This window comes from Clostridium cellulovorans 743B, from assembly GCF_000145275.1.
GTDB classification, from domain to species: Bacteria; Bacillota; Clostridia; order Clostridiales; family Clostridiaceae; genus Clostridium_K; species Clostridium_K cellulovorans.
In genome coordinates this window covers 3,582,785-3,609,692 of record NC_014393.1, presented here as the reverse complement: position 1 = coordinate 3,609,692, position 26,908 = coordinate 3,582,785, and the positions used below count along the sequence as shown (strand labels likewise).

General features: G+C 29.9%; 25 protein-coding genes. 20 read left to right on the top strand and 5 right to left on the bottom strand.

Translation table 11 applies throughout. The features are described from left to right. The first annotated feature begins 30 nt into the window (after nucleotides 1-30). Together CLOCEL_RS14685 and CLOCEL_RS14680 are read left to right on the top strand one after the other, a co-directional pair. Nucleotides 31-1,659: an excinuclease ABC subunit UvrA gene (locus tag CLOCEL_RS14685; RefSeq protein ID WP_341271452.1), complete on the top strand. Its 1,629-nt coding sequence runs from the start codon at nucleotides 31-33 to the stop codon at nucleotides 1,657-1,659. Next, nucleotides 1,659-2,615 carry a serine hydrolase domain-containing protein gene (locus tag CLOCEL_RS14680; RefSeq protein WP_010075717.1) on the top strand — a complete coding sequence of 319 codons (957 nt, stop codon included), beginning with the start codon at nucleotides 1,659-1,661 and terminating at the stop codon, nucleotides 2,613-2,615. The genes CLOCEL_RS14685 and CLOCEL_RS14680 overlap by 1 nt, the downstream gene beginning before the upstream one ends. Before the next feature lie 135 nt (nucleotides 2,616-2,750). Here CLOCEL_RS14680 and CLOCEL_RS14675 read toward each other — a convergent pair whose 3' ends face one another. Further along, on the bottom strand, nucleotides 2,751-3,134 hold the full coding sequence (locus CLOCEL_RS14675; RefSeq protein ID WP_010075716.1) for a hypothetical protein: 384 nt from the start codon (nucleotides 3,132-3,134) through the stop codon (nucleotides 2,751-2,753). A 370-nt stretch (nucleotides 3,135-3,504) separates the two neighbouring features. On the opposite strand from CLOCEL_RS14675, the gene CLOCEL_RS14670 reads away from it, so the two are divergent. The 7 genes from CLOCEL_RS14670 to CLOCEL_RS14640 all read left to right on the top strand — a co-directional run bounded on the left by CLOCEL_RS14670 (nucleotide 3,505) and on the right by CLOCEL_RS14640 (nucleotide 9,701). Further along, on the top strand, nucleotides 3,505-4,605 hold the full coding sequence (locus CLOCEL_RS14670) for an AAA-like domain-containing protein (protein ID WP_010075715.1): 1,101 nt from the start codon (nucleotides 3,505-3,507) through the stop codon (nucleotides 4,603-4,605). 221 nt (nucleotides 4,606-4,826) lie between these two features. Further along, nucleotides 4,827-5,177, top strand: a complete 351-nt coding sequence (locus tag CLOCEL_RS14665) for a CidA/LrgA family protein (RefSeq protein WP_010075714.1) — start codon at nucleotides 4,827-4,829, stop codon at nucleotides 5,175-5,177. After that, the gene (locus CLOCEL_RS14660) at nucleotides 5,177-5,881 is read left to right on the top strand and encodes an LrgB family protein (protein WP_010075713.1); all 705 of its coding nucleotides are present in this window, start codon (nucleotides 5,177-5,179) and stop codon (nucleotides 5,879-5,881) included. The genes CLOCEL_RS14665 and CLOCEL_RS14660 overlap by 1 nt, the downstream gene beginning before the upstream one ends. A 761-nt stretch (nucleotides 5,882-6,642) precedes the next feature. Beyond that, the gene (locus tag CLOCEL_RS14655; protein ID WP_010075712.1) at nucleotides 6,643-7,830 is read left to right on the top strand and encodes a class I SAM-dependent methyltransferase; all 1,188 of its coding nucleotides are present in this window, start codon (nucleotides 6,643-6,645) and stop codon (nucleotides 7,828-7,830) included. A 144-nt stretch (nucleotides 7,831-7,974) separates the two neighbouring features. After that, on the top strand, nucleotides 7,975-8,304 hold the full coding sequence (locus tag CLOCEL_RS14650; protein WP_010075711.1) for a single-stranded DNA-binding protein: 330 nt from the start codon (nucleotides 7,975-7,977) through the stop codon (nucleotides 8,302-8,304). Nucleotides 8,305-8,681: 377 nt separating this feature from the next. Next, nucleotides 8,682-9,233 carry a manganese efflux pump MntP gene (locus CLOCEL_RS14645; RefSeq protein ID WP_010075710.1) on the top strand — a complete coding sequence of 184 codons (552 nt, stop codon included), beginning with the start codon at nucleotides 8,682-8,684 and terminating at the stop codon, nucleotides 9,231-9,233. Between the two features lie 54 nt (nucleotides 9,234-9,287). Next, on the top strand, nucleotides 9,288-9,701 hold the full coding sequence (locus CLOCEL_RS14640) for a Fur family transcriptional regulator (protein ID WP_010075709.1): 414 nt from the start codon (nucleotides 9,288-9,290) through the stop codon (nucleotides 9,699-9,701). Nucleotides 9,702-9,758: 57 nt separating this feature from the next. Here the strand turns inward: CLOCEL_RS14640 and CLOCEL_RS14635 are convergent, their stop codons facing one another. Further along, nucleotides 9,759-10,124 carry a hypothetical protein gene (locus CLOCEL_RS14635; protein ID WP_010075708.1) on the bottom strand — a complete coding sequence of 122 codons (366 nt, stop codon included), beginning with the start codon at nucleotides 10,122-10,124 and terminating at the stop codon, nucleotides 9,759-9,761. 120 nt (nucleotides 10,125-10,244) lie between these two features. On the opposite strand from CLOCEL_RS14635, the gene CLOCEL_RS14630 reads away from it, so the two are divergent. From CLOCEL_RS14630 to CLOCEL_RS23795, 4 genes are all read left to right on the top strand, one after another. Beyond that, nucleotides 10,245-10,640, top strand: coding sequence for a DUF6762 family protein (locus CLOCEL_RS14630; RefSeq protein WP_010075707.1), 396 nt, complete (start codon nucleotides 10,245-10,247; stop codon nucleotides 10,638-10,640). A gap of 107 nt (nucleotides 10,641-10,747) precedes the next feature. Further along, nucleotides 10,748-12,544 carry an oligoendopeptidase F gene (gene pepF / locus CLOCEL_RS14625; protein ID WP_010075706.1) on the top strand — a complete coding sequence of 599 codons (1,797 nt, stop codon included), beginning with the start codon at nucleotides 10,748-10,750 and terminating at the stop codon, nucleotides 12,542-12,544. Nucleotides 12,545-12,799: 255 nt separating this feature from the next. After that, nucleotides 12,800-13,192 carry a hypothetical protein gene (locus CLOCEL_RS23800; RefSeq protein WP_341271451.1) on the top strand — a complete coding sequence of 131 codons (393 nt, stop codon included), beginning with the start codon at nucleotides 12,800-12,802 and terminating at the stop codon, nucleotides 13,190-13,192. 29 nt (nucleotides 13,193-13,221) lie between these two features. Then, complete coding sequence (locus tag CLOCEL_RS23795; RefSeq protein ID WP_341271450.1) at nucleotides 13,222-13,857, top strand: HD-GYP domain-containing protein; 636 nt, start codon at nucleotides 13,222-13,224, stop codon at nucleotides 13,855-13,857. An 84-nt stretch (nucleotides 13,858-13,941) separates the two neighbouring features. Here the strand turns inward: CLOCEL_RS23795 and CLOCEL_RS14615 are convergent, their stop codons facing one another. Then, complete coding sequence (locus CLOCEL_RS14615) at nucleotides 13,942-15,681, bottom strand: ATP-dependent metallopeptidase FtsH/Yme1/Tma family protein (RefSeq protein ID WP_010075703.1); 1,740 nt, start codon at nucleotides 15,679-15,681, stop codon at nucleotides 13,942-13,944. 423 nt (nucleotides 15,682-16,104) lie between these two features. Here CLOCEL_RS14615 and CLOCEL_RS14610 point away from each other — a divergent pair, with 423 nt between their 5' ends. From CLOCEL_RS14610 to CLOCEL_RS14585, 7 genes are all read left to right on the top strand, one after another. Then, a complete protein-coding gene (locus CLOCEL_RS14610; protein WP_010075702.1) occupies nucleotides 16,105-17,082 on the top strand; it encodes a YkvA family protein in 978 nt (325 codons plus the stop codon). Between the two features lie 20 nt (nucleotides 17,083-17,102). Further along, on the top strand, nucleotides 17,103-18,050 hold the full coding sequence (locus CLOCEL_RS14605) for a ribonuclease H1 domain-containing protein (protein WP_010075701.1): 948 nt from the start codon (nucleotides 17,103-17,105) through the stop codon (nucleotides 18,048-18,050). A 72-nt stretch (nucleotides 18,051-18,122) separates the two neighbouring features. Then, nucleotides 18,123-18,296: a hypothetical protein gene (locus CLOCEL_RS23285; protein WP_010075700.1), complete on the top strand. Its 174-nt coding sequence runs from the start codon at nucleotides 18,123-18,125 to the stop codon at nucleotides 18,294-18,296. Between the two features lie 228 nt (nucleotides 18,297-18,524). Beyond that, nucleotides 18,525-19,829 (top strand): helix-turn-helix domain-containing protein, encoded by a 1,305-nt coding sequence (locus CLOCEL_RS14600; protein WP_010075699.1) that lies wholly within the window; start codon nucleotides 18,525-18,527, stop codon nucleotides 19,827-19,829. A 15-nt stretch (nucleotides 19,830-19,844) separates the two neighbouring features. After that, nucleotides 19,845-21,104, top strand: a complete 1,260-nt coding sequence (locus tag CLOCEL_RS14595; protein ID WP_010075698.1) for a helix-turn-helix domain-containing protein — start codon at nucleotides 19,845-19,847, stop codon at nucleotides 21,102-21,104. Nucleotides 21,105-21,234: 130 nt separating this feature from the next. Further along, nucleotides 21,235-23,835, top strand: a complete 2,601-nt coding sequence (clpB, locus tag CLOCEL_RS14590; protein ID WP_010075697.1) for an ATP-dependent chaperone ClpB — start codon at nucleotides 21,235-21,237, stop codon at nucleotides 23,833-23,835. Nucleotides 23,836-23,891: 56 nt separating this feature from the next. Further along, complete coding sequence (locus CLOCEL_RS14585; protein WP_010075696.1) at nucleotides 23,892-24,680, top strand: polysaccharide deacetylase family protein; 789 nt, start codon at nucleotides 23,892-23,894, stop codon at nucleotides 24,678-24,680. A gap of 71 nt (nucleotides 24,681-24,751) precedes the next feature. Here CLOCEL_RS14585 and CLOCEL_RS14580 read toward each other — a convergent pair whose 3' ends face one another. Together CLOCEL_RS14580 and CLOCEL_RS14575 are read right to left on the bottom strand one after the other, a co-directional pair. Next, a complete protein-coding gene (locus CLOCEL_RS14580; protein ID WP_010075695.1) occupies nucleotides 24,752-25,477 on the bottom strand; it encodes a type 1 glutamine amidotransferase in 726 nt (241 codons plus the stop codon). A gap of 12 nt (nucleotides 25,478-25,489) precedes the next feature. Continuing rightward, nucleotides 25,490-26,848 carry a Mur ligase family protein gene (locus tag CLOCEL_RS14575; RefSeq protein ID WP_010075694.1) on the bottom strand — a complete coding sequence of 453 codons (1,359 nt, stop codon included), beginning with the start codon at nucleotides 26,846-26,848 and terminating at the stop codon, nucleotides 25,490-25,492. Nucleotides 26,849-26,908: the final 60 nt, after the last annotated feature.

The window sequence follows — 26,908 nt, the reverse complement described above, 5'->3', positions numbered from 1 at the left end:
AACGCTGATGGTAGCAGACTTCGGGAAATGATGGAAGAGGCTGGAATGCTGTGTTGTGGTGTATGTAAGAAATGTAATGGAACAGGTCTTAGTGAACAAGCAACTTCTACTAAAATTGGTGGAAAGATTATTACAGAGCTAGAAGATTTATATATTACAGAGCTTTGCAGTTTTCTAAAAAAATGTGGGGTTAGCGATGAAAATCCTTTGTTAAAAGAAATTTTATTAAAGCTTGAATGCATGATAGATGTAGGATTACATCATTTATCTCTTTCAAGACAAGTAAGAACTCTTTCAGGAGGAGAAATACAAAGGTTGTTTTTGGCTTCATATATTATTGCTGAAATGGATTCAATTATTTTTATTTTTGATGAGCCAACTATAGGATTACATGAAGTTGAAAAAGAAAAATTGATAGACATTATTGAGAAATTGGTTAAGCGTGGGAATACAGTTGTGGCTGTAGAACATGATGAGAATTTTATGAGAAAAGCAGACTATATTATTGATTTAGGGCCAGGGGCAGGTTATTTAGGAGGAGAAAGGATTTTTCAAGGTAGTTTCGATGAATTTTTGTCCTGTACGGAATCAAAGACAGCTCCTTACTTAGCAGAAAAGCTCATGGAGAAAAAAACAGAATATAGACCGATAGATGAAAAAAAAGTTTTAGGGCTTCATGGAGCGAATCTTCATAATTTGAATAATGTATCTATTGATATTCCTTTAGGATTAATGATTGGTATTGCTGGTGTTTCTGGTAGTGGCAAATCAAGTTTAATAGCAGATACTTTAGTGCCAAAGCTTAAAGAAATCCTAAAAGAAAAATGTATTATTGAGGATGAGGAAGAAGTTGCTGTTCCCAAAGTAAAGGTTATAGGTGCAGAAAATATAAAAAGATCTTTGATAATTGATCAAAAACCAATAGGAAGAAGCAAAAGTTCCTGCCCAGCTACATATACAGGAATATACGATAGAATAAGAACATTGTTTTCTAAGACACCTTTTGCAATAGAGAATGATTATAGTGTAGGGATGTTTTCAGTAAATTCTGAAGGTGGATGTAATACGTGTCATGGCAATGGAATAATTCATTACCATGTGGGCTTTGGAAACTTCATTGAAGTAGAGTGTGAGGCTTGTGAAGGAACAGGTTTTCTCCCAGAAGTTATGGAGGTAACTTTAGACGGAAAAAATATTAAAGAGATTTTAGAAATGACAGTTTCTGAAGCTAAAGAATTTTTTGAAGAAAAGGATAAACAAATCCATAATATGCTTATGATTCTAGAAAAGGTTGGTATGGGGTATATAATGCTTGGGCAAAAAATACCTACTATTTCTGGTGGTGAAAGTCAAAGGATTAAGCTGGCTAAGGAGCTTGGGAAAAAGCAAAGGAATAAGGATAATCTCTATATTCTTGATGAACCTACTACGGGGCTATCCTTTCACGATACAGAAAAACTTCTTGCTTTAATGGAGGAATTGGTTAGCAATGGGAATACAATTGTTGTTACAGAGCATGATCCTAAGGTTTTAGCAAATTGTGATTACATAATAGAACTTGGACCAGGTGGGGGAAATAATGGAGGAAATATTATTGCAAAGGGAACTCCACAAGAATTAAGAGAAAATTCAAATTCCATTATAGGACGGTATTTATAATGAACTTTCATTGGGAATTTTCAACTCCAGAACAGGAAGGGTTGGATGGAGAAATATTAAATTCTGTTGATCACTTTCTTAAGAAAAAGAGATATAGACTCGTAAATAGTATTCTTATAATAAAAAATGAAAAGTTAGTTTTTGAGAGATATTATAATAAATTTAATGAAGAAAGTAAGAATAATATAAAATCTATATGGAAGAGTATATTATCTGTTTGTATCGGGATTTGCATTGATAAAGGATATATAAAAAGTCTTGATGAGCCAATTACAAATTATTTAGAGGAATTTAATAAGAATATACATCCATATCATAAGCTAATAACTATTAGAAGTCTTCTTACTATGACTTCAGGGATATATTGGAATGGAGGTATTCATTATCACTGTCCAATGCTAACTCAGCTTTTTAATTCACAAAACTGGCTTCAGCACATAGCAGATATAGCCGTAACAAATGTACCCTCTAGTAAAAACCAATATAAGGAATGGGATGTAATGTTATTATCTGCTATTATAACTAAGGCGAGTTCCATGTCTGCATATGATTTTTGCAACAAATATTTATATGAACCTTTAAACATAAGTAGTGGAGTGTGGTCAGCTTCTTCTTGTGGTATATCTTATACTATTTATGGAAAAGAAGAAAATTCTGATCTTACTGCAAGAGATTTAGCTAAAATAGGGCTTCTTTTCTTAAATAAAGGAAAGTTTAATGGAAGGCAAATACTTTCAGAAGCTTATATTAATGAAGCCATTACACCATCATCAAGTAATAGGGGATATGGGCTTCTATGGTGGATTTTTGATGATTACTATGGAGGTAGGGGATTTGGCGGGCAAGAACTTAATGTTATACCAGATAAGAATATGGTTACAGTAATCCAAGCAACCCCAACCTCACAAGGAAAGAGTTATGAAAGTATACACCAAGAAATAATTTTTAACGCATAATGTAAATGAAAAAGAAAGACTTTAACAATAGAATACTGTGTTGTTAAAGTCTTTCCTTTTGGGAAACCTATGGATTTTATTGAGATTGCAGGTTTTGGTTAAAGTTGAATTTAAAAGAGATTATAAATAGTGATATTAGATTATGATACTAGTTAATATTATGAAAATTCCTCCAAGTATAATAGTAAACCCATTAAAGCTAGCTTTAATGGTCCTATGATTTTTTATACTGTTATGATAATTGGTTGATTCTCTTTCTTGTCTTGTTGTTTCTAAATTTACATTAGCAATATAGTGGGAAGTTTGTTGACCTAGACCTTGAAGACCTAAGTCTGTAGAGTTACCACCTACCATAAAAAATGCAGCTAGTGAGATGATTGATATACCGATAACAAACATTACATCTTGAAGATTCCAACCTGTGTAATTAGAGGTTAAATATGCAGCTAGATATCCAGTTATTGCAGAAAATATGCTAAAAGCTAGTGAAGTTGATAATTTTTTTATAGGTTTATACATATAAGTAGTCCTCTTTTCTTTTAAATTACTTAACGATTAAATTGAAAACCCTATAATTACAGTAAAAATAACTAAAAAGGGTTATAAATAACTTTAAATGAATTGTATGATAATATTTAAATACGATTATACTTTATTTTTTCTAAAAATCAATAACAATATTAAAAATATGTAATTAATTAATATTAATTACATACAAAATATTCTTTTGTAAGGAGTAGGTTGGCTTTATATTTAGTTATTGATATGAATAAAGTAAATTTTAGCTGAGGGCATTTATCAAAACACTGGATAAATTTAAATACAAATTAGAACTTAGCATATATGGATATACTAGATAGGAATACAAATGATTAAGGATGTGACAGAAATGAAAAAGGAATTTAACATAACTGGAGTTTGTGTCCCTGAAATAAATTATATGGTTGATATCAGTGATAAGATAACGGGTATTGAAGAAATGGTGGATAAAGGGTATTGTTTTGTGATTAGTAAACCTAGGCAATATGGAAAGACTACTATCTTAAATGAACTTTCTAAGAAGTTAAATTCTAGATATGTTGTGCTATTTGTTAGTTTTGAAGCTGTAAGCAATAAAATATTTGAAAATGAAGAAAATTTCAGCTTGGGTATTTTAAAGTTGCTTACTGATAATCTTAGAATGACTCCTCAGAAAGATGTATACGAAATTCTTTCAAGGCATCAAGAGGGAGTTAAGGATTTTGACGGCCTGTCCATTACTATATCAGAATTTATTGATGAAATAAAGAAAGAGGTAGTTTTGATAATAGATGAAATAGATAAAAATGGTAATAATGGTGTGTTTCTGAAGTTTTTATCATTGTTAAGAAGGAAATACCTCTCTAAGCAGATGGGGAAAGATATAACTTTTAAAAGTGTTATTTTAGCAGGGGTATATGATATAAAAAATTTAAGCACAACTATAAAAGAAGAGGAGGAGGAGATAAGGTTTAATAGTCCATTTAATATTGCCATGGATTTTGATATAGATATATCCTTTAGTGATAAAGATATAGAAACAATGTTAAGTCAATATGTTAATGAGGAGAAGCTTACGTTAAACGTTGAAGAAATGTCAAGAAAACTATATGAGATAACTAGTGGCTATCCTTATCTTGTGAGTAAAATGGCTTATATCATGGATAAGAAACTACAGAAAAAGTGGGATATAGAAGGCTTACAGGAAGCTATTGATATTATAATTTCTGAGAAGAACCCTCTTTTCGATTATATTATAGGAATTATAGAAAGGAATTCAGAGATAAGAAATATATTAAAAGAGATATTTGTTGATGGAGGTATAGAAAATTTTACTCCCTATGTATATGAAAAAGCAATTATTCATGGAATTTTAGTAGAGAGAGACGGAAAATTAGTAATACATAATAAAATATTTGAAGGAATAATTTTTAATTTTTTAATGGATAGAGAAAGAGCACAAAGTGAATAAGGGTAGAACCAATGGGTTATTAGATAAGTCTATGATTCATTGGTTCTTTTTATTAATTATACTATTAGTGATTTAAGTCTTGTTGGGTAAGGTTTTCATTATGCTATACTATACTTAGAAGGTATATGTAAAACACTGTTTCGTATAAGTGAAACTAAAATTTTCTATTTAATCACAATATTAGTTTTTACAAAAAATTATGAAAGAAAAGAGGAGAACATATGAAGATTTTAAGACAACTAGTCATAATATTGTCATTTAGTTTCTTGGGGGAGATATTATCAAAGGGGTTAAATTTACCTATTCCAGGTAGTGTTCTTGGATTAGTTTTATTATTTATAGCTTTATTAGTTGGCATTGTAAAACCAAAAGATATTGATGTAGTTGCGGATTTTTTAATAGATAATTTAGCATTTTTCTTTATTCCTGCAGCGGTAGGTCTCATTGTTACATTTCATTTAATAAAGGATACCTGGATATCAATACTTTTAATAACCTTTGTAACAACAGTTTTGGTGATGGTGGTTACAGGAAGAACTGTTCAATTTGTTAGAAAAAGGAGGGATAAGTAATGGAGAATATATTTAATAACTATATGTTTGGGATAATTCTATCTTTTATAGCTTATGAGATAGGAATTTATATATATAAAAAGACCAAGGTGCCAATTTTCAATGGGTTACTTATAGCAGTAATTATTGTAATAGCAGTTTTGGTAATTTTCAACATAGATTATGAAGCTTTTAACCAAGGCGGAAAGTTTATAAACTTTTTCATTACACCTGCTACTGTTGCGTTAGCTCTTCCTTTATATAGAAAGCTTGATGTTTTAAAGAAAAATATAGTTCCAATTATTATTGGAATAGTGGTGGGATCATTGACTAGTGTTATTTCTGTTTTATTACTTACTTATTTAGTAGGGACAGATACAGCGATAATCGCATCGTTAGTTCCTAAGTCTGTTACAACTCCTATAGCTATGGAAATATCAAAAGAATTAGGAGGTGTCTCAGGAATAACTGTAGTGGTAGTTGTTATTACAGGTGTTATAGGAGCAGTAATTGCCCCAACAGTTTTAAAGCTTGCTAAAATTGACGATGAGCTTGCCCAGGGGATAGCTATTGGTACTTCGGCTCATGCGGTTGGAACATCCAAGGCTGTAGAACTTGGTGAAACACAGGGAGCTATGAGTGGACTTGCTATTGGCATCGCTGGAATAGTTACTGTGATTATTGCACCTATATGTTTAAAGATAGCTGAAGTAATCTTAAAATAGGGATAAAAAAGTTGTTTAATTTAAAAATTAATCAAATAATATTTTTTTCTAAAAAACTCTTGAGATTATTATAAGAATGATATATAATAAAGACATCAGCTAAGTAGGGTAAACAAATGTTACTCACTATCTCTTAAATGAGTTTGTGAGAAGTGTCCATGCTTTAAGTTGAAACTTGGGAAAGTTCTTGTGTTAAGCTTTTAATCTCTATGTTTAGAGATAAAGCTTAACTAAATAAATATGCTAATTTTATATAGGGTTTCTAGTTAATTGAGGTTATCTATCTAAATTCTCTCTTGTTTTCTCAAACTGTCAAAATTCTTAATTATAGATAATTATAGAAACTCTTTCTTTTTAAAAATCAAGGATTTGAGATGACATCAATAGTAATTAAATGTCATTACCAAATTAACAATCCTTTATATAGATAATAAAGTAAGGCATTTCAAGGTTAATCCTTTGAAGTGCCTTTTTCGATTTTAAATTTAAAGTTTAGATTTGTTTAAATATAAGGTTTGTTTATAGTAATTATCTTGTAACTTATTTAGAATTTTGTGCAACTTAGTGTCCATTTCTTTATTAGTGGATAGAAAAATTTTAAAACTGCGTATAGTCTTGGTTATAGCAGCTATAGGGGGAACACCTAGGATTAAATTAAGGATTATAGACTTTTATTTTCAGGTTCCATTTGTTATGCTACAATTATAAAGATTAAAAAGTATTATAATGTCTAAAAATCGCAGTTGATAAGGAGATAATTAATGAATAGTAAAAACATAGGTAAGCTAAAATTATTTATGATGGGTATAGAAAGCAGATTTGCTGAAAATAATGATACATTTAAAGAAATAGTAGTTACATATAAAGCTGGGCTAAAAGAATTTGTAGGGAGAGGTGCTTATGAAGAAGGAAAAATTAAATTTAATTTTTCTGGGGTAACTAAAGTAAAAACTATAAAGGAAGTTGTAAGTTCTATATTAGAAGAAGCTGAAAAATATGAAGCTGTGAATTTTATTTATAGGGAAAGAGGTACGGATATATTAATTACAGCTGATAATAAGAATGTTACAATGAAAAATGTAAAAGTTAAGGAAGAAGAAAAAGAGACGAAGAAAATTCATTTTACAGAAGGTACATCTACTCTTTTAAATAGAAGTTATTACATAAAGGTTGGAGAAGCTGATGAAGTTTTAAAAGCTATAGATATTATGACTAAGGATGGCAAAGTTAAGAATGATAAGATAAGGAAATATAATCAGATTGATCATTATGTAGAATTACTTGATCCGATGTTTGAAAAATTAGCTCAGAAAGGCAACTTAACTATTCTAGATTGTGGTTGTGGAAAATCCTATCTTTCTTTTGTATTAAATTATTATTTAACTGAGGTTAAGAAAATAAAGTGTAATTTCATTGGTATTGATATAAAAGAGAGCGTTATTGAAACTTCTAAAGCTATGGCTGAAAGTCTTGGATATAGAAATATGGAGTTTTATGCAATGGATATAAAGGAATTTAAATCAAGAAAAAAGATAAACGTGGTTTTATCCCTTCATGCTTGTGACACTGCAACAGATATGGCTCTTGCTTATGGTATAAAAGAGGAAGCAGAAGCAATTGTTGCTGTACCTTGTTGTCATAAGGAATTGCTTTCTCAGTATAGCTACGAGCCATTAAAAAGTATTCTAAAATATGGAGTGCTAAAGGCTAGGATGGCAGATGTATTAACAGATGGTCTAAGGGGAACACTTCTTGAAGCTAAAGGGTATGACGTTTCTATAGTAGAATATATTTCACCTCTTGAAACTCCTAAAAATCTTATGATAAGAGCTGTGAAGATTAAGGATGAAGATTATAAAGCAATGGATAATTATATGTCTATGATGGCGGCCTTAAATGTTTACCCAGCCTTATATGGCTTTTTAAATGAATGGGAATATGAGGAGTAAACTTAAAGTTTATCTGTAAAAATCTAATTACCACATAAGTGTTATTTTTTAGAATGCTTACTAGAAAATATCTGATAGATTTGTGATTAAACTTTTATTTCATTGTCAATAATTGAGATGATATTTGTTTTAGGAGGATGTTTTATGAATAAAGTAATGCTAGTGGGAAGATTAGTTAAGGAACCAGAATTAAAGGCTTTTGAGGATAATTTCTTGTGCAAGTTTACTCTAGCAGTAAATACAGGACATATAAATAGTAAAGGTGAAAAAGAAGTGGATTTTATCCCTGTAGCATTATGGGGAAAAAGAGCAGAAACCTTTAATAAGTATATGAAAAAAGGAAATATGGTAAGTATTTCAGGAAAACTTAAGATTAGAAACTTCGAAGTTGATGGTAATCGTAAATACGTAACTGAAGTAGTAGCAGAAAACTTTCAGTTTCTTGAATGGAATAATAAAAATGAGATGGTGTAGCTTACCATCTCTTTTTTATTATACTATATGAGTTCTAAATTTCAATGTAGTGTAATTATCAGAACTTATATATTTTAATTTTAAATTTATGTTTAGTTAAGAGAATAGGAAATATATTTATTGGTATAAGTAAGATAGGGGAAATTATAATTCCATATCCTTATGATACATATTTAAGTAAAATGAATAATTGAAAATGTAATTCATAAATTTATATAGATGGGCTAATAACTCTCTCTTTTTATATGTTTTAATAAAGATTATGAATATAGCTTATTGATAGTTCAATGATCATATAAGTTTTTAACGTAAATTCAATAATGAAACATATATTAAATTCTATCCACTTATTTTTAAGGAAGGAATGGGAGGTAATTATGAACTTTTTTTCATTAACATTAATAGCTATAGCATTAGCTTTAGATGCCTTTGGAGTGGCTCTTAGCATAGGCATTTCCGGTTGTGCTGTGAAAAAACAGAAAATAATCCTTGCTTTATCTTTTGGATTTTTTCAGTTTCTTTTTGCTTATATTGGAGCCACATTAGGGTACTTTATTAACAGTTATATTATATCAGTTCCAGAAATAATTGGAGGAGTTATACAGATTATAATAGGCTTTCTTATGCTTTGGCAGGGATATAGGAAAGGTGAAGGAAACTTTAGGATTCGGAAGGATATGTATGCAATTTTAGGGGCGTCAGTAAGTATTGATGCTATGATTGTTGGGTTTGCAGTGTTATTTTATGAGAAAAATATGCTTATAATATTTGAATACGCTTTATACATAGGACTAATTGCAATGATTTTATCTTTAGCAGCATTTTTCTTATCAAAGTATTTAAAAAAGATTTCAATAGTGGAACAGTATGCTGAATTTATTGCAGGAGTCATTCTTATTTTCTTTGGACTAAAGATGATTTTATTGTAAAACAAATTAATTTAAATATTTATAGATTTGTTGTAAAATATAATTGGTGATTGTATGGAAAATAAAGAACTATTTAAAAGTAAGAGTATCAAAGCGACACAACCAAGAATTATCATTATAGAATTGTTTAAGGAAATTAATGAACCATTAAGTGCTGATAAAATTTTAGAAATTTGTAAGGAGAGAAAATTATTTATAGATCTTTCCACGATTTATAGAACAATAGATTTATTTTATGAGAAAAATATTATTGATAGAATCGACCTGGGAGATGGTAAATATAGATATAAAATGAAAGTCCATGACCATAAACATGTACTTGAATGTATACAATGTCATGAAAAGACTGAAATAGAATGTCCGATGTATAGTGTTGGTGAAAATATAAAGGACAAAACAGGTTTTACAGTTGTCAGTCATGAACTGAAAATTAAAGCTATTTGTGAAAAATGCAAAAAAGAAGATTAGAGACTAGCGTAAGACGGTATTTCTCTATTTTTATATATTTCCAGATAACATGAAAAATTAATTTAAATATTTTTTTACCTTATTACTTAGAACATCCTTTTCGGTGATCTTTTTAATTTTCCAGTGTCTTTCATCTTTAGTAACATAAATATCATAGCGCACTATTTCATTGGATCTATTATCTCTTCCTTGAATATTTACAACAGCGTAATTTCCGTCAGAAAAGATAACCTCTAGGTTAGATATGTCTTTGATTTTATATTTATTAAAAATACTAGAGGTCATATAGGTTTTGACGAAAATATCTACTTGTTGTTCTGGTTCTCTAAAGAAGACAGCTTTTATTGATGTAATTAGTATAAGAGGAATTAAAGCTTTTGTCAGAAGGATTTTATATTTAGGATTTATTTTATTTTTTTTCATTTAAAACTCCTGAATTCTATAAAATTTAATTAGATTATACCAGAATGTGGAAAATAAATATATATGTTATGTGATAAAATAATAAACACAAGATTAAATTTGATAACAGGAGATGATACTATGGATTTTTCTTCATTAGTACTTATAGAAAGAGATAAGGAAAATAAATTTATAAGAGAATTGGATAGCTATAATGTTTCAGAAGGAGCTATCTACATAACGAAATTATATTATGATGGGCAAGTAGTACATCTTCAATTCGATACAAATAAGGATGTAGAGGAATGGGAATATTCTGCAATATTTGATTTGTTTGATTTAGAGGCTTTTTCATCAAAGGATTATGAGGTTATAGAAAACGAAGATGAATATAATCCAACTTGGGAGATAACTTTCGAATATACGGATAATTATAAGGTTATGGAAGAGAAGTTAAATAGCTTATGTGAGATGATTAAAGAAGCTATGGAAAAAGTATTCTTTGATATTCAAGGAAAGGAAGATGAATATAAATAAATTAAATATAATCTTGCAATATAGGCTTAATTCCTAGTTTTGAAAATAACTTCTGCAAGATAATTATATAGGGATTTAATCACTATAATCATAGAGGAGGGAATTATATGGAAGGTTCTAAAAAGTTATTAAAGAGAAGTGAAATACCAGATACAGCAAAATGGGATGTAAATAAAATATTTGCTTCAGATGATAAGTGGGAGGAAGCTTTTAAAGTAGCCAAAGAAGAAGCTAAAAAACTATCTGAATATCAAGGTAAGTTAAAAGAAGCAAATATGCTTTTGGAATTTTTAAAACTAGATGAGAAAATTTCAAGAGATGTAGAAAAAATAATGATGTATGCTTTTTTAAAAAGTGATGAGGATACAAAGAATACAACCTATCAGGGGATTAAAGGAAGAGTAAATTCTTATGTAGCGGAATTGCAGGGTAGCACAGCATTTTTTGTACCAGAAATTCTTTCTTTTGAAGATGATTTTGTAGAAAAAGTAATAAAAGAAAATAAGGAATTGGAGTTATATAGGTTTTATCTAGAAAGGATAATGTCAAAAAAACCTCATATATTAACTAAAGAGAAAGAGGAACTTTTAGCTAGTGCTTCAGAACTTTTTGATGCACCACATAGTATATATAGTATTTTTGCAAACGCAGATCTTAAATTTCCAAAGATTAAAAATGAAGAGAATGAGGAAATGCAGCTTACAGAGGCTATGTATTCTCAATTTATAAAATCAAAAGATAGAAATGTGAGAGAGAATGCATTTAGAAGTTTATTTAAAACATATGGAGAGTTTAGAAATACTATAGCAACTTCTCTTGTATCGTCTATTAAGACTTGGAATTTTAATGCTAAGATTCGTTCTTATAGTAATGCAATAGAAAGTGCGTTAGCCCCAAACAATATTCCAGTTTCTGTTTATGATAATACTATTGAGGCTATAAATAAGAATTTACCGTTGTTACATAGATACGTCAAGCTAAAGAAAAAAATGCTAAAGCTTGATGAAATACATATGTACGATTTATATGTTCCTGTTATAGATACTCCAAAAGAACATATAGAATTTAAAGAAGCAGTAACTATTGCTAATGAAGCATTAAAACCTCTAGGTGACGAATATCTTTCTATATTTAATAGTGGTATAGAAAATTCTTGGATAGATATTTATCCTAATGAAGGAAAGAGAAGCGGGGCGTATTCATGGGGTTGTTATGATACTATGCCTTATGTGCTTTTAAATTATACTTATGAACTAAATGATGTTTCTACCTTTGTTCATGAAATGGGACACTCAATACACTCATATTATTCGAGGAAAAGTCAACCATATATCTATTCAGATTATGTTATTTTCTGTGCTGAGGTTGCTTCAACTACGAATGAGATATTGCTTATAAACCATTTAATTCATAAAGAAAAGGATAAAACTAAAAAATTATATCTTATAAATAGTCAACTTGAGCAGATAAGAGCTACTGTATTTAGACAAGTGATGTTTGCTGAGTTTGAAAAGATAACTCATGAAACCTTAGAAAAAGGAGATAGCTTAACAGCTGACGATTTATGTAGTATATGGCATAATCTAAATGTAAAATATTTTGGGCCAGATATGGTAGTGGATGAAGAGATTGATATGGAGTGGGCTAGAATACCTCATTTCTATTCTGATTTCTATGTATATCAATATGCTACTGGATATGCTGCAGCAAGCTCTTTTGCTAAAATGATTTTAGAAGAGAAAGAGGGAGCTTTAGAAAAATATAAAGGTTTCTTAAAGAGTGGTGGCAGTAATTATCCAATCGAAATTTTAAAAGAAGCTGGTGTAGATATGACTACCGCTAAGCCAATTGAAGATACAATGGATACTTTTAGACAACTATTGGATATGATAGAAGAAATATAGAATAGAAAATTTCTACAAAGAGCAAGTACTCTTTGTAGAAATTTTTTTTTATATTAAAAAAAGTAAATTGTTTTTGAAGAAGTTTAACATAATTTTAATTAAAAGAAAATAGTTGAATTATTGTGGGAATTATATCAAAAAAATTAAAATTAAGTATAAATGCATAAAAATATTGTTATTATTTAATTTAATAAGTATAATTAATCTAAGACCCAATATGAAGTAGGTCATAAATTGAGGGTTTTGAGGTGAGGAATGAGATTAGAGTTTATAGATAGGGTTAAAGAAAATGAGGTCCTGGGACGCGACATATATACTGAGGATGGTAATAGACTTCTAAAGGCAGGAATAACCCTAACATCAGGATACATTGAAAAATTAAAATTACAAGGTGTGTATTATATATACATAAATGATGATAGATTAGAGGATATAAGTTACGCTGATTCTAAGTTAGATGAAATAAAAGGTTATGTAATAAAAGATATTTCCAATATTATTAAAAATATATCCGCTAATGAGATACATGAGACTAAAAAACGTTTAGGATATGTAAAAGAACTTGTTGATCATATTGTAGAAAATGGGGATGTAAATAAATGTTTATATGATATAAAAACACATGATAATTATACATACATTCCTTAGATACTACAATAATAACATGTTTTTTAGGCATGTCTATGAATATAGATGGTGAGGAACTTAAGGAACTTGCAATTGCCTCTTCCCTTCATGATATTGGTAAAACAAAAATTCCAAAGTATGTTTTAAATAGAGTGGAAGCTTGGTCTCGTGAAGAAAGAGACGCTATAAAAAATCATTGCATTTATGGAAAAGAGATTTTAGAAGAGATTGGAGGTTTTTCTGATAAAACAATAAGAGGGGTACTAGAACATCATGAAAGAGTTGATGGATTAGGCTATCCATTTGGATTAAAGGGAAATGAAATTTCAAAATTTGCAAAGATTATAACTTTAAGTAATGCTTATGATGCTGTAGTTAATTGTAAGATAAGTAAAGAAAGATGTAGTCTAACTGATGCTTATGAATATGTATTATCCGGTGCAGATTCTAGATTTGATATGGAACTTGTACAAAGGTTTAAAGAAACTTTTTCGATTTTCCCATTAGGATCTTGTTTAAGGTTATCTGATGGAATTGAAGGATACGTAGTAAGGCAGAACAAAAGTTTTCCAGATAGGCCAGTGATAAGAGTACTTTATGACAATATAACTAAAGCACCAATACCTTTCTATGAAATTGATCTTGTAAAGGTAAAAAATGTTGTTGTTGAAAGTATAGTAAGATAGATTTAAAAAAGAAAAAAGTGCACATAGTATTTTAGTTAAAGCTTAAAATTAGCTAACTGAAACTTGTGCACTTTTATAGTAATTTTAAGAGCAATGTTTTAGAAGATCTTCATAGTACAAGGTTTCTTTTTCTAATAATTCTTCTGTTAATGAATTAAGAATTTCTATATTATCAATTAAAATCTTTTTAGTATCTTCATATAGGCTTTCTATTAAGGACTTACATTCTTTTATTACTTCAGTACTCATTGATGAAGAAAACTTATCTGGTAGGGATTCTATAGATAAAAGACCGAGACTATCACCCATTCCAAATTGGGAAACCATTCTTAATGACAAGGAAGTACTTTCTTTTAAGTCATTAAGAGCTCCAGTAGTGATTTTTTCAGGACCAAAGATGATTTCTTCAGCTGCCCTTCCACCAAGCATAACCATGATCCTTTTTTTTAGGTAATCTTTATTTTGATACATAGAATCTTCCGGGATGCTCAAAGTATATCCACCAGCTCCTTTTGTTGTTGGAATTATAGTCACTTTTGAAACCTTATCCATAGGAAGGAGAAGATGAGAAACTAGAGCATGTCCAATTTCGTGGAATCCAGTAATTCTTTTTTCACTATCCTTAATGTAGTCTCTATTCATTTTATCGTATCCAGCTAAAACAATGGAATATGCCTTGTCCATATGAATGTCAAGGATGTCTTTTGAGTTATCTTTGCAAGCTAAGATTGCTGCTTCATTAACTAAATGTTCAAGCTTAGCGCCCGAAAAATATGAGGTTTTTTGAGACCATTCTTTTATTTTGATATTTTCATGGGGTTTATTCTGTAAATGTAAATTTAAAATCTTTTCTCTAGCTGAAATATCTGGTAAAGTTATCTCTATGTGCCTATCAAATCTTCCAGGTCTTAACAAAGCACTATCTAAAATATCAAGTCTGTTTGTCGCTGCCATAACGATTATTCCTTCTGTTTCATTGAAACCTGACATTTCTGTTAACAATGCATTTAAGGTTTGATCTCTTTCGTCGGAACCACCAGAAGCGGAATTACTTCTTGCTTTTCCTATTGCATCGATTTCATCTATAAAGATAACAGCTTTTCCATGACTTCTTGCTTTCTTAAATAATTGTCTGATCCTACTTGCCCCAACACCAACGTAAACCTGTATAAAATCAGAACCGCTCATTGCATAAAAAGGTACACCAGCTTCACCAGCTACAGCTTTTGCTAGTAGGGTTTTCCCAGTACCAGGATCACCATAAAGAATTATTCCTTTAGGCATTCTAGCCCCATATTCTCTATATTTTTGAGGATTTTTTAGAAAATCGATTATATCCATTACAGATTCTTTTGCTTCTTCATTTCCAGCTATATCATTTAATGTTAAGTGCGAATTTTCAGCTGAGGAATTCTCTAAACTATCTACACTAATAATTCCTTTGGTACCAGTATAAGAGCGTTTGATTAATATTCCTCCGATAGCTAATAAGGAGAAGAAAAACATATACCTTCCGATAACCCCTAGAGAAGTAGAATTTCCAGGAGATACCGTTACACCTTCTTTTAATAAATCTGCTTTTAGTGAAGGACTTTCTGGGTTATCAGTTTTATAAGTTGTACCATCTTTTAAAGTAACAGAAATAGTATCACTCTTTGTTAGATGAACTTCACTTATATTTTTATTTTTTAAATCTTCATTAAATTCAGAATATAATTTAGTGTTTTTGGTAGTTAAGTTCATTTCTGTGACCATTAAAAGGCCAACGGATACTACTGCAGTTATAACAGGAATTATTAAAATATTTTTAAATGGTCTTTTCATTGATCTTCCTCCTAAAATTTCTAGCTCTTTAAATTGTTTTGAAATAAAAAGAGTATTAACTGAATAACAGTATACATAGAAGTATAAAAAAAAGCTAATGTTTCTACTAAGCTTTACCTTAGTAACTTTTGCTAAGAATTTATCAGCTAGTAAATCTTAAATTACACATATTTAGTCATTTTATTGGAGTATATCAGTCTATAAATTAAAAAAATCATGTATTTTTAGTTATTTTGGATATTTATGTATTTGGATATTTATCCTTTTCGAGATATAGTGTATACTTTAAGGTGAATATATGGATAAGATAACTAAAAGTGATACTTATGAATAAGTTCTTATGAGTTTTTTAATGAGGAACTTTTTTAATTTAGGATAAGCTTTTTAATTTGAGAGGAACTTTTAAATTTAGGAGGAAGAATTATGAACATTTCATATGTAAAGTTAAGAATTACTGAGAATGATATTATGAGCATTATTCATGATTATCTTGATGTAAAAGAACTGAAAATAGAGAAAATCAAAATTTCAAATGGGTTAATAAATGTACAGGGTTCATATAAATTGGGAATTTCCTTACCTTTTACAGCAGTAGTAGGGGTTGGAACTGTTAAGGAAGATGAAATAAAATTAAAGATATTTAAACTGTCAGCAGCAAAGCTTAGAGTTTCTGTAAAACTAGCAGATTATGTTTTGGGGAAATTGCTAAAGGATTTGGATGGATATGGTATAAAGCAAGCTAAAGGCCATCTAATTGTAAATTTTAAAGGAATTCAAAAGCTTATACCTATTGTCTCTTTCAATTTAGAATCTTTAGTAATTAATGAGGGGTATATAGAAATTGAAACCAAAGATATTAATGTCAATATGCAGAAGGAAACTGTGAGTATAGAAGAGATAAAAGAGGAAAGAAAAATACTTTTAGAAAAGAGAGTAGTAGTTCAAGATGCATACAATAAAATAAGAACTAGAATAATAGAAAATGTTCCAGATAAATATAGAGAGGCAGTTCCATATGTTGCTCTTGTACCGGATTTAATAGTTCTCGTTTATAGGTTATTTAAGGACAAGCGTGTTCCACTCAAGATAAAAGCAATTCTTGGAATATCTGTAGTATATAAATTTTCACCAATTGATATTATTAATGATGTAATACCAGCTATTGGTGATTTTGATGATATTTATATGATTTTTTATGCATTGAACATGGTTAGGGAAGAGGTGCCTGAGGAAGTAATTTTAGATAATTGGTCTGGTGAGGCAGATATATTAATGGTAATTAAGGATGGCACAGATTATATATTTAATACATTTGGTGTGAAGAAGATAAGCACAGTATTTACTACTATTTCAAGTGTATTATTAAGAAAAAAGAGGACAAAATTAAAAAAGAAAGACTAACTTAGAAGTAAGGAGAATATATGGGTAAAAAGGTATATGCCATAAAGGAAGGCTTTGACATTGAAAAAAATATAAAAATTGAAAATAAAATTGTTTCTACTTGGGCAGAATGTTTGAAATATGTAAAAGGTGTAAAAGGTGCTAAATATAAAAGCTTTGAAAATATGGAAGAAGCTAAAGCTTTTTTAAGCGATAATAATAAGCTTTTAAAGAAAGAGGAAGGTAATTATCCAAAGGATTGTCTACATATTTATGTTGATGGAAGCTATAATGGAACGGAAGAAATTTATTCCTATGGATTAGTTGCTGTGAAAAATGGAGTAATACAATATATAGAAAGTGATGGAATAAAAGATCCGTCTAAGAAAAACATAAGGCAAATCGCAGGAGAACTAAGGGGTGCTGTTAGGGCTGCGGAATATGCCATTGATAAGGGTGAAATAAAAGTTGTTATTTTTCATGATTATGAAGGAATTTCACATCATGCAACAGGTTTTTGGGAGAGGAAAGAATCATCTTCTATAGAGTATTATGAGAAAATGAATAACTTAATGAAACAAGGCTTGGACATAATATTTGTTAAAGTAGATAGTCATACAGGGGATTTGTTTAATGAAATTGTTGATGAAAAATGCAAAGAGAAAGCTAGGATTACCCCTACCAAGGTTACTGAAAAATGGTTATTAACTAATAAGTTAGAAGTTGTGTCTAGCGAAGTAAAAAATGAGATAATAGCTATTGCACCTAAAGGTAAAGGAAATATTATTGTAGTAGGCCAAGTAGAAAAATTAGTAGACGAAGAAAATAAAGAAGAAGACTTTGATATCTTAGAGTTTTTAATTAAAGCTTATAAAGAAGATAAAACTAAGTGCAAGATGCTTGTAAGTAGGTTAAATGATGCAGAAAAAAGTTATGTAATTATGGAGCTTATAGCAAAAAATATGCAAGGAAAAAATTCCCAAGGTTAATATAATAAAATTTGCATATCATACAAACATAGTACAATAAACAATCGGTTTATTTTGAAAGGAGAGCAACTAATGAATAACTTTCTTAGAGGTATGATTTTTGGTATGCTTGGAGCAGTGGTTTTTGCAATTATTTCAATACCAGATATGGATATGAAAACTCAGAAAAGAGTAAAAAGAGGGTGTAAGAATATTTGCAATAAAGCTGAAGATATGTATGATACTGTAAATTGTTGGATGAGATAAAACTTAAGGGAAAACTCCCTTAAGTTTTTTTAAATTGAAATTTTATTCTAAATATTTGTATAAAAAATAGAATTAATGGTATATGTTGAGTACTATAATGACAAAAATAATATTTTATTTAAAAAAAGATAAGAAAAAATGAGTTAAATGTGATATAATAAAATAAAATTTTCACTACATTTTAAATTAAATTTAACTTTGAAAATTTATGTTGAAGAGGTAAAAAATATGGAGATTCTTTCACTAGGAGAGAAAATAAAAAGATTACGAAAAGAAAAAGGTTTTACATTGAAGGATCTAGCTGGAGATCGTATAACGCCAGGACAAATTAGTCTTGTGGAATCTGGGAAGTCAAATCCTAGCATGGATTTGCTAGAATATCTGGCCAATACTCTTCACTGCACTGTTGAATATTTAATGGAAAGTGAAGAAACACAAGCAGAAAAGATTTGCATTTACTATGAAAACATCGCAGAATCCCACATTATTGAAAAACAATGGGGTTTAGCTGAAGAAAATATTGAAAAGAGTAGTTACTATGCTGAAAAGTATAAGTTAGAATATCGAAAAGCAAAGATTTACTATTTAAAAGGAGATATCGAAGCTGAAAAAGGGAATCTTCAAAAGGCGCAAGAATATTTCTTAATATCTAATGGAATATTTACAAAAGAAAAACTATTTGAAGAAATGGTTGATACATTTTTAAAGCTAGGTGATATTTCTTATAATTTAAAAGCATATCATTCTGCTATAACTTATTTTCAGCAAGCTGAGAGAATATTTACCGACAATGAAGTCATTAATGATTTCTTGAAAGGGAAGATTTATCATAATTTAGCTAAGATACACCAAATATTTGACCAAACTGATAAGGCAATTAATTATACTTATTTGGCAAAAGAAAAATTTAAACAGCTAGATAATAAGCGTGATTATGGCAATACCTTACTTTTGTTAGCAAAGGAATATTTGAAAAATGAAAACTTAGAATATGCAATTAGATATTCTAACAAAGCATTAAAGACTTTAGATGAAGCTAGAAACCTAGAATATATGGGTGATATAGAAAATAATCTAGGAAAGTTATTTTATGAATTCGAAAATATTCAAGAATCATTTGATCACTATGAGAAAGCAAGGGAGCTTAGAAACAAATACGATAAGAATAAACTCATCGGTACACTTATAAATATGTGTAACAATTATGTGAAGCTTAAAGATATTGAAAATGCAAGAAAAGTATTAGAAGAAATCAATGAAAACATTGAATATATTTCTGACCTTGATATGGTACAAGTATATATCTTAAACTTCAGACTGTTCCACATGGAGAACAATGATGTGTACGCAGAAAAAAATCTGTTAATAGCTTTGAATTATGCTGAAAGTAAAGAACTTTATAAAGAAGCAGCACAGCTTTCCTTTAAAATTGGTAATTTCTATTTAGATAAAGGTGACGAAAAAATGGCCAACCAGTATCTTAATAAAGGGGTAGAGTTATTTAGAAGCTTAGGCATACTTCAAGATATTTAAGGACAGGAGTAAGTTATGGAGATTTTATCGGTAGGAAAAAAGATTAAAAGAGCACGTATATATAAAGGATATACCTTAAAAGAACTTTGCGGAGATAAGTTATCTGTATCGAAATTGAGTTGTATAGAAAATGATAAGATACAAGCGGAAGAAGAAGTACTTTTATATATTGCTAAAAGACTTGGTCTTGATTACGATTACTTAGTCCAAGATATTGAGAAACAAATAACAGAAAATATACAAGAATGCAAAAAAAATGCTGATGGATATAAGTATATTGAAGAGCTAAATTACAATTTAGAAGTAGCTATTGAATGCGGTTATAATGATTTAGCCTTTGAAATTATTCATTCTATTTTTAGTTGGTTTATAGATAAAAAGAATTCTAAAGAATGTCATAAGTATCTTACAAGATATTATGAATTAGGTACTAAGATACGTGGTATGAGATACCTTATGTTTATGGATATAGGCGATTTTATATATTTAAATGATGAATATGTACAAGCGTTAGGGTATTATGAAACTACATTACGTTATATTGAAGATAATAAGATTGAAGATAAAGATGTTTATTACTCTGCAATGTTTAAAAAAGCTAATTGCCTAATCTTTTTAAATAGGCTTGAAGAAGCCTTTGAACTAATAAGCGAAATGGAAAATGGAGTGGATTTCGTTTCAGATAGCTATTTAAGAGCTAGGGCTTTGGGGATTCTTGGTATAGTTAAATATAAACAAACAAAGAATATCGAAGAAACGTATCCATTCATTTTGCAAGGAATTGAAATAGCAGAAAAGGAACCAGAAAAATTTGCTACAATAGTTTATTGTTATATGAATTTATTCCATAAAGTTGGATGTAATGAACTTGCGCTAATTTATTGTAATAAGATATTAGAAATAGAAGCACAATTGAATCAAGAGCAAAAAATAAGTTATATTATATTTGTTCTTGAAGTTTTCATGAAGAATGAAATGTATGATGACATTTTGAATATTTGCAATAGTCACATTGATCAAGTGATAGCGGCTGATAATAATATATTTACTGAAAAGATGTATTATTTCAAAGCAAAAGCATTAGAGAAGAGTGGAGAGTATAGAAGTGCAGAGATATATTATAGTCTTTCCTTGGATATACTATTAAAGACTGGTTCTAAACATGAGATTTGTCAGCGATATTTTGAAATAGGAAACATGTACTATGAAATGAAAAACACTGTTGATGCTATAAAATACCTTAATTTTTCTATGAATATTAAGGAAGAACTTTAAGTAGGGTATCTAAATTGAATATTATGTTAAGGATACTGAAGAAGTTATAGAAAAAAGTCATGTTTCTGAGTTAATACGGAGATATGGCTTTTTTCATATAAATTTTTTAGTTATATTGGAGGGGTAGAGAATGGATGTTGAAAAACTTACATTAAAGGTACAAGAAGCAATAAATAATGCACAGGGATGTGCAGTGAGATTTAATCATCAACAAATTGATGCGATACATCTTTTCTATGCGTTGATAACGCAGGAAAATGGATTGGTGCCAAATATATTTGATAAGATGAATATCAATATGAAGGCTCTTGTAGATGAAACAACAACAGAGTTAAATAGAATGCCAAAGGTACTTGGTCAAGGGGCTCAGGAAGCAAGAGTATATGCTACAAGACGTTTTGAAGAAATTTTTGTAAAAAGTGATGATATAAGAAAGAGTTTTGAGGATTCATATATTAGTGTAGAACATGTTATGTTGGCACTATTAGAGAATCATAGTAGTGATGCTATAGGTAAGATATTTAACAAGTTCAATATAAATAAGAAAAGTTTTATGGATAATTTAAAAGTTGTCCGTGGTAACCAACGAGTTGAATCAAATGACCCAGAAGGAACTTATGAGGCTTTAGCAAAATATGGACGAAACTTAGTAGATGCAGCTAGAAACCACAAGCTTGATCCGGTTATTGGTAGAGATGAAGAAATTCGAAGAGTAATTAGAATTTTATCAAGAAGAACAAAGAATAACCCTGTACTTATTGGAGAACCAGGGGTGGGAAAAACTGCGATTATAGAAGGCCTAGCTCAAAGAATTGTTAGGGGAGACGTACCAGAAGGGTTAAAAGGAAAGATAATTTTTTCTTTAGATATGGGAGCTCTTATAGCTGGTGCTAAATACCGTGGAGAATTCGAGGAACGATTAAAAGCTGTGCTAAAGGAAGTTGAGCGTAGTGAAGGAAAAATAATTTTATTTATTGATGAAATTCATACAATAGTTGGTGCTGGTAAAACAGAAGGTTCTATGGATGCTGGTAATCTTATAAAACCTATGCTTGCAAGAGGGGAACTTCATTGTATAGGCGCAACTACTTTTGATGAATATAGAAAATACATAGAAAAAGATAAGGCTCTTGAGAGAAGATTCCAACCAGTAATTGCTACTGAACCAACAGTAGAGGACACTGTTTCTATATTAAGAGGACTTAAAGAACGTTTTGAAATTCATTATGGAATCAGAATTCATGATTCGGCAATTGTAGCAGCTGCTAAATTATCAGACAGATATATCACTGAAAGATTTCTTCCAGATAAAGCAATAGATTTAATAGATGAAGCTTGTGCAATGATTAGAACAGAGATTGACAGTATGCCTACGGAGTTAGATATATTAAAACGAAAAATTTTTCAATTAGAAATTGAGATGGAAGCTTTATCAAAAGAAAGTGATAGTTCTGCTATTCAAAGATATGAAGCTTTAAAGAAGGAAGTCAGCGAATTAAAAGAACAAGATTTAGAACTTTCAGCTAAGTATGAAAAGGAAAAACATAAAATTCTTAGTGTTAAAGAATTAAAATCTGAAATTGATGATATAAAAGGAGAAATAGAAAGAGCAGAAAGAGAATATGATTTAAATAAAGCTGCTGCATTGAAGTATGGTAAACTTCCAGAAACAGAGCAGAAGTTAAAGGAAAAGGAAGAAGCTTTAAGGAAAGAATATGATACTGCTATGCTTAAGGAAGAAGTGACGGAATCTGAAATATCAGAAATCGTTGCAAAGTGGACAGGAATCCCAGTTACAAGACTTATTGAAGGCGAAAGACAAAAGCTTTTAAGACTTGAGCAAGAATTAAAAGAAAGAGTAATTGGACAGGAAGAAGCAGTTACAGCAGTTTCTAATGCAGTTTTAAGGGCTAGGGCAGGACTAAAGGATATGAATAGACCAATTGGTAGTTTTATATTTTTAGGACCTACTGGTGTTGGTAAGACTCAATTAGCGAAAAGCTTAGCCAAAAACCTCTTTGATAGTGAGGAAAATATAATAAGAATTGATATGTCGGAATATATGGAGAAATATTCAACTTCAAGGCTTATTGGAGCGCCTCCAGGGTATGTAGGATATGAAGAGGGTGGACAGCTTACGGAGGCAGTGAGAAGAAAACCGTATTCTGTTATTCTTTTTGATGAAATAGAAAAGGCACATGAAGATGTGTTTAATATTTTCCTTCAGATTTTTGATGATGGAAGACTTACAGATAATAAAGGAAACACTGTAGATTTTAAAAATACGATTATAATAATGACCTCAAATATTGGTAGTAGCCATCTATTATCAAATTCTTCGTCAAAGACTGTTGAAGAAGGTGTACGAAACCAAGTAATGGCTGAATTGAAAACAAGATTTAAACCAGAATTCTTAAATAGAGTTGATGATACTATTCTATTTAAACCATTGACCTTAGATGAAATTGCTTCAATAATAGATATTTTCCTTGATCAAATTAGATTTAGATTAAAGGAAAGAAATATAACATTAAAGATAACATCAAAGGCAAAGGAATTAATAGCGGTGGAAGGATATGACCCAATATATGGTGCAAGACCTTTAAAAAGATATCTCCAAAATACTATAGAAACGGAACTTGCTAGAAAACTTATTAAAGGTGATATATTTGATGGAGATGAAGTGGGAATAGACGTTGAAAATGAAAAAATAATTCTTCAAAAGCTATAATTTTATTAATTAGTGACATAATATTATCGTTACAAACAAAAGAAGCTGGTGATATTATGAGAAAGCTGTTAATTGCAATTCTAATTTTCGGATTTTGTTTTTATGGTGGGAGTGAACTTAGTGCTTTTGAGATTAAAGCTACTAGTATAGATCCACCAACTGAAAATAGGGAAGAAGAGTCTCAAAGGGAGAAGATTGTTTATTTAACCTTTGATGATGGTCCCAGTAGAGCCACGGACAAAATTTTAGATATCCTAAAAAAATATGATATAAAGGCTACTTTCTTTGTTATAGGTACTTCTATAGAAAGCAATCCAAATACTTTTAAGAGAACCATCGATGAAGGACATAGTGTTTGTATTCATACTTATACTCATAATAAGAATATTTATAATGATGTAGAGAGTTTTTTTAAGGATAATGAAAGGTGTCGTGAATTATTAGAAGAAAAAATGTATAGGGGTACAAATAAGTATTTTAGGTTTCCAGGAGGATCCTCTAATAGAATGGGGAATAAAACAACTTTAAAGGAAATAAGGCAGGAAGCTTTTAATAGGGAATTGTGTTATGTAGATTGGAATATGAGCCTAGAGGACTCAATATATAAGAATACACCTTCTAGTACTCTTTTAAGGACCTTCAAGAAGCAATACAAAAATCAAGACAGGATAGTCATTTTAATGCACGATGCTCATTATAATATGACAACTGCTGAGGCGCTACCAGTAATAATAAAATTCTTAAAACATGAGGGTTATGAGTTTAGTGATTTTGGTAACATCAGTGAAGATGAATATGTAAAACTAAAAAGGATGAGACTAATTAATAAATATGAAGTAGAATAAGGATATAAGAAAAGTAGCTATAGAAGAACTGTACTTTGTTTTTGACAAAGTACAGTTCTTCTCAAAAATAGCTACTTTTTATTTCTTTCTATTATGAAGTTTTTCCCATTGTGTTCAAAGGTATCATCAAGTGAGGTTAAAGCTACTTCATCACCATAGCGATTTGCAAGGGCGGTTTTTATTAACCTGTCTGCAAGTTCTGGATTTTTTGAAAGTAGGGACCCATGGAAATAAGTGCAATAGGTGTTTTTATAAATACATCCCTCATATCCATCTTCACCATTATTACCATAACCTTCGATTACTTTGCCAAGAGGTTTCAAATCATTTATATATGTTCTGCCAGAATGATTTTCAAAACCTACATATGTTTCATTTACTTCTTCGTTTACTATTACAGTATTACCAATAAAGCGTTTGCTTCCAGCTTCTGTATAGAGATTTAAAATTCCTAAGCCTTGTAGTTTTTGGCCTTCAGGAGTTGTATAATATTTACCTAAAAGTTGATAGCCACCACAAATTGCCAAAAGCACTTTCCCTTCTTCTATATATTGAGACAAACCGTCCTTTTTGGTTTCAGATAAATCAGTGGAAACTATAGATTGCTCGTAGTCTTGCCCACCACCAAAGAAAACTATATCATAATCATCTTTATTGAAACTATCCTTTAAAGAAACGTTATGGATGTTTATTGTAATTCCTCTTTTTTCTGCTCTGTATTTTAGTATTCTTATATTTCCTAAGTCTCCATAAACATTTAAGAGGTCAGGATATAAGTGACATATATTTAATTCCATTTGCACACCTCTTTACCATAACTTTTTAATGTAGCCTTTTCCATGAAGAAATTTTCTAAAGGATGTCATAGCAGTATAAGTTGCTAATATATATATTTCTTCACCAGCTATAGATTTGATTTTTTCAATTAAATCTTCATAATTGTTTACTAAGGTGAATTTATCTACATTAAGACCTGCTACCTTTAGTCTTACAGCCATATCATATTTCCTAAGACCACCAATTATTATGTCATCAATAGTTTTAGAAGTTAACTTTTCAAAATTAACATCCCAAATCCAAGAAACATCTGTTCCATCAGCATAATTATCGTTAAGAAGAAAAGCGATATTAAGAGAGTTTTCGCTAAAGGTTACTGTGTTTACTGCTTCATCGTAACCAGCAGGATTTTTAACTAATATAATCTTAACTTTTTTACCATCTATATTTAAAATCTCTTGACGTCCAAAACTTGATGCTTGATGTTTAAGGGATTTTTCTATAACAGTATCACTAATTCCCACAGTTTTTGCTACAGCGTAAGCGCAGACAGCATTATAAATATTATAAGTTCCTGGTTGGTTTATGAAAAATTCATTATCGTTAAGTTTAACCAAAGAGCCTTGCGTGCTGCTTTCTAATACAGCGTCTACTGAAAAATCTAAGCTTGGTCTTGAATAACCACAGTTTTCGCAGTAGAAACTACCTAGATGATTGTATGTAACAAAGTTGTATTTATAAGGACTTTTACAAACCTTACAAAACTTAGCGTCGGCATTAATATCAATTTCTTTATTATCGTTAATACCTACTTTAAAGCCGTAATAAGAAACTGGATTTGGAAGTTTTAAATCTCCAAGCAGTGATTCATCACCATTTAAAATCAATTTTGAGTCTGGTGACATTTTTATAGCAGATAAAAGAATATTTAAGGTTGTATATACTTCACCATATCTATCTAACTGATCACGAAATAGATTTGTTATTGTAATAACATCGGGAGAAATTTTATCAGTTATAAATTTTAGATTTGCTTCATCTACTTCAATAACTGCGTATCGTTGACTTTTGTTTTTCTTGAAGCTATAGTTATTTATAAAACAAGCAACTATACCAGAAATAAGGTTGGCACCAGTAGCATTTGTTATTACATCTAACCCTGAATCCTTAAGCATATTGTAAATCATGCTAGTGGTAGTAGTTTTACCATTAGTACCTGTAACTAAGATAATTTTATACCCCTTAGTAATATCCTTTAAAATATCTTTTTTAATTTTTAAAGCTATTCTTCCGGGGAAGTTAGTGCCTCCTTTAAATAGCTTTTTACTTATGGTTCCGAGAACCTTTGATGAAATTATACTAATAAAACTACGAAATCCTATTTTAATCACCTCAAACTTTAGTTATGGGTAGCTAGAGTGTTCCAAGACTAACTCTTTAGCTGCATATTA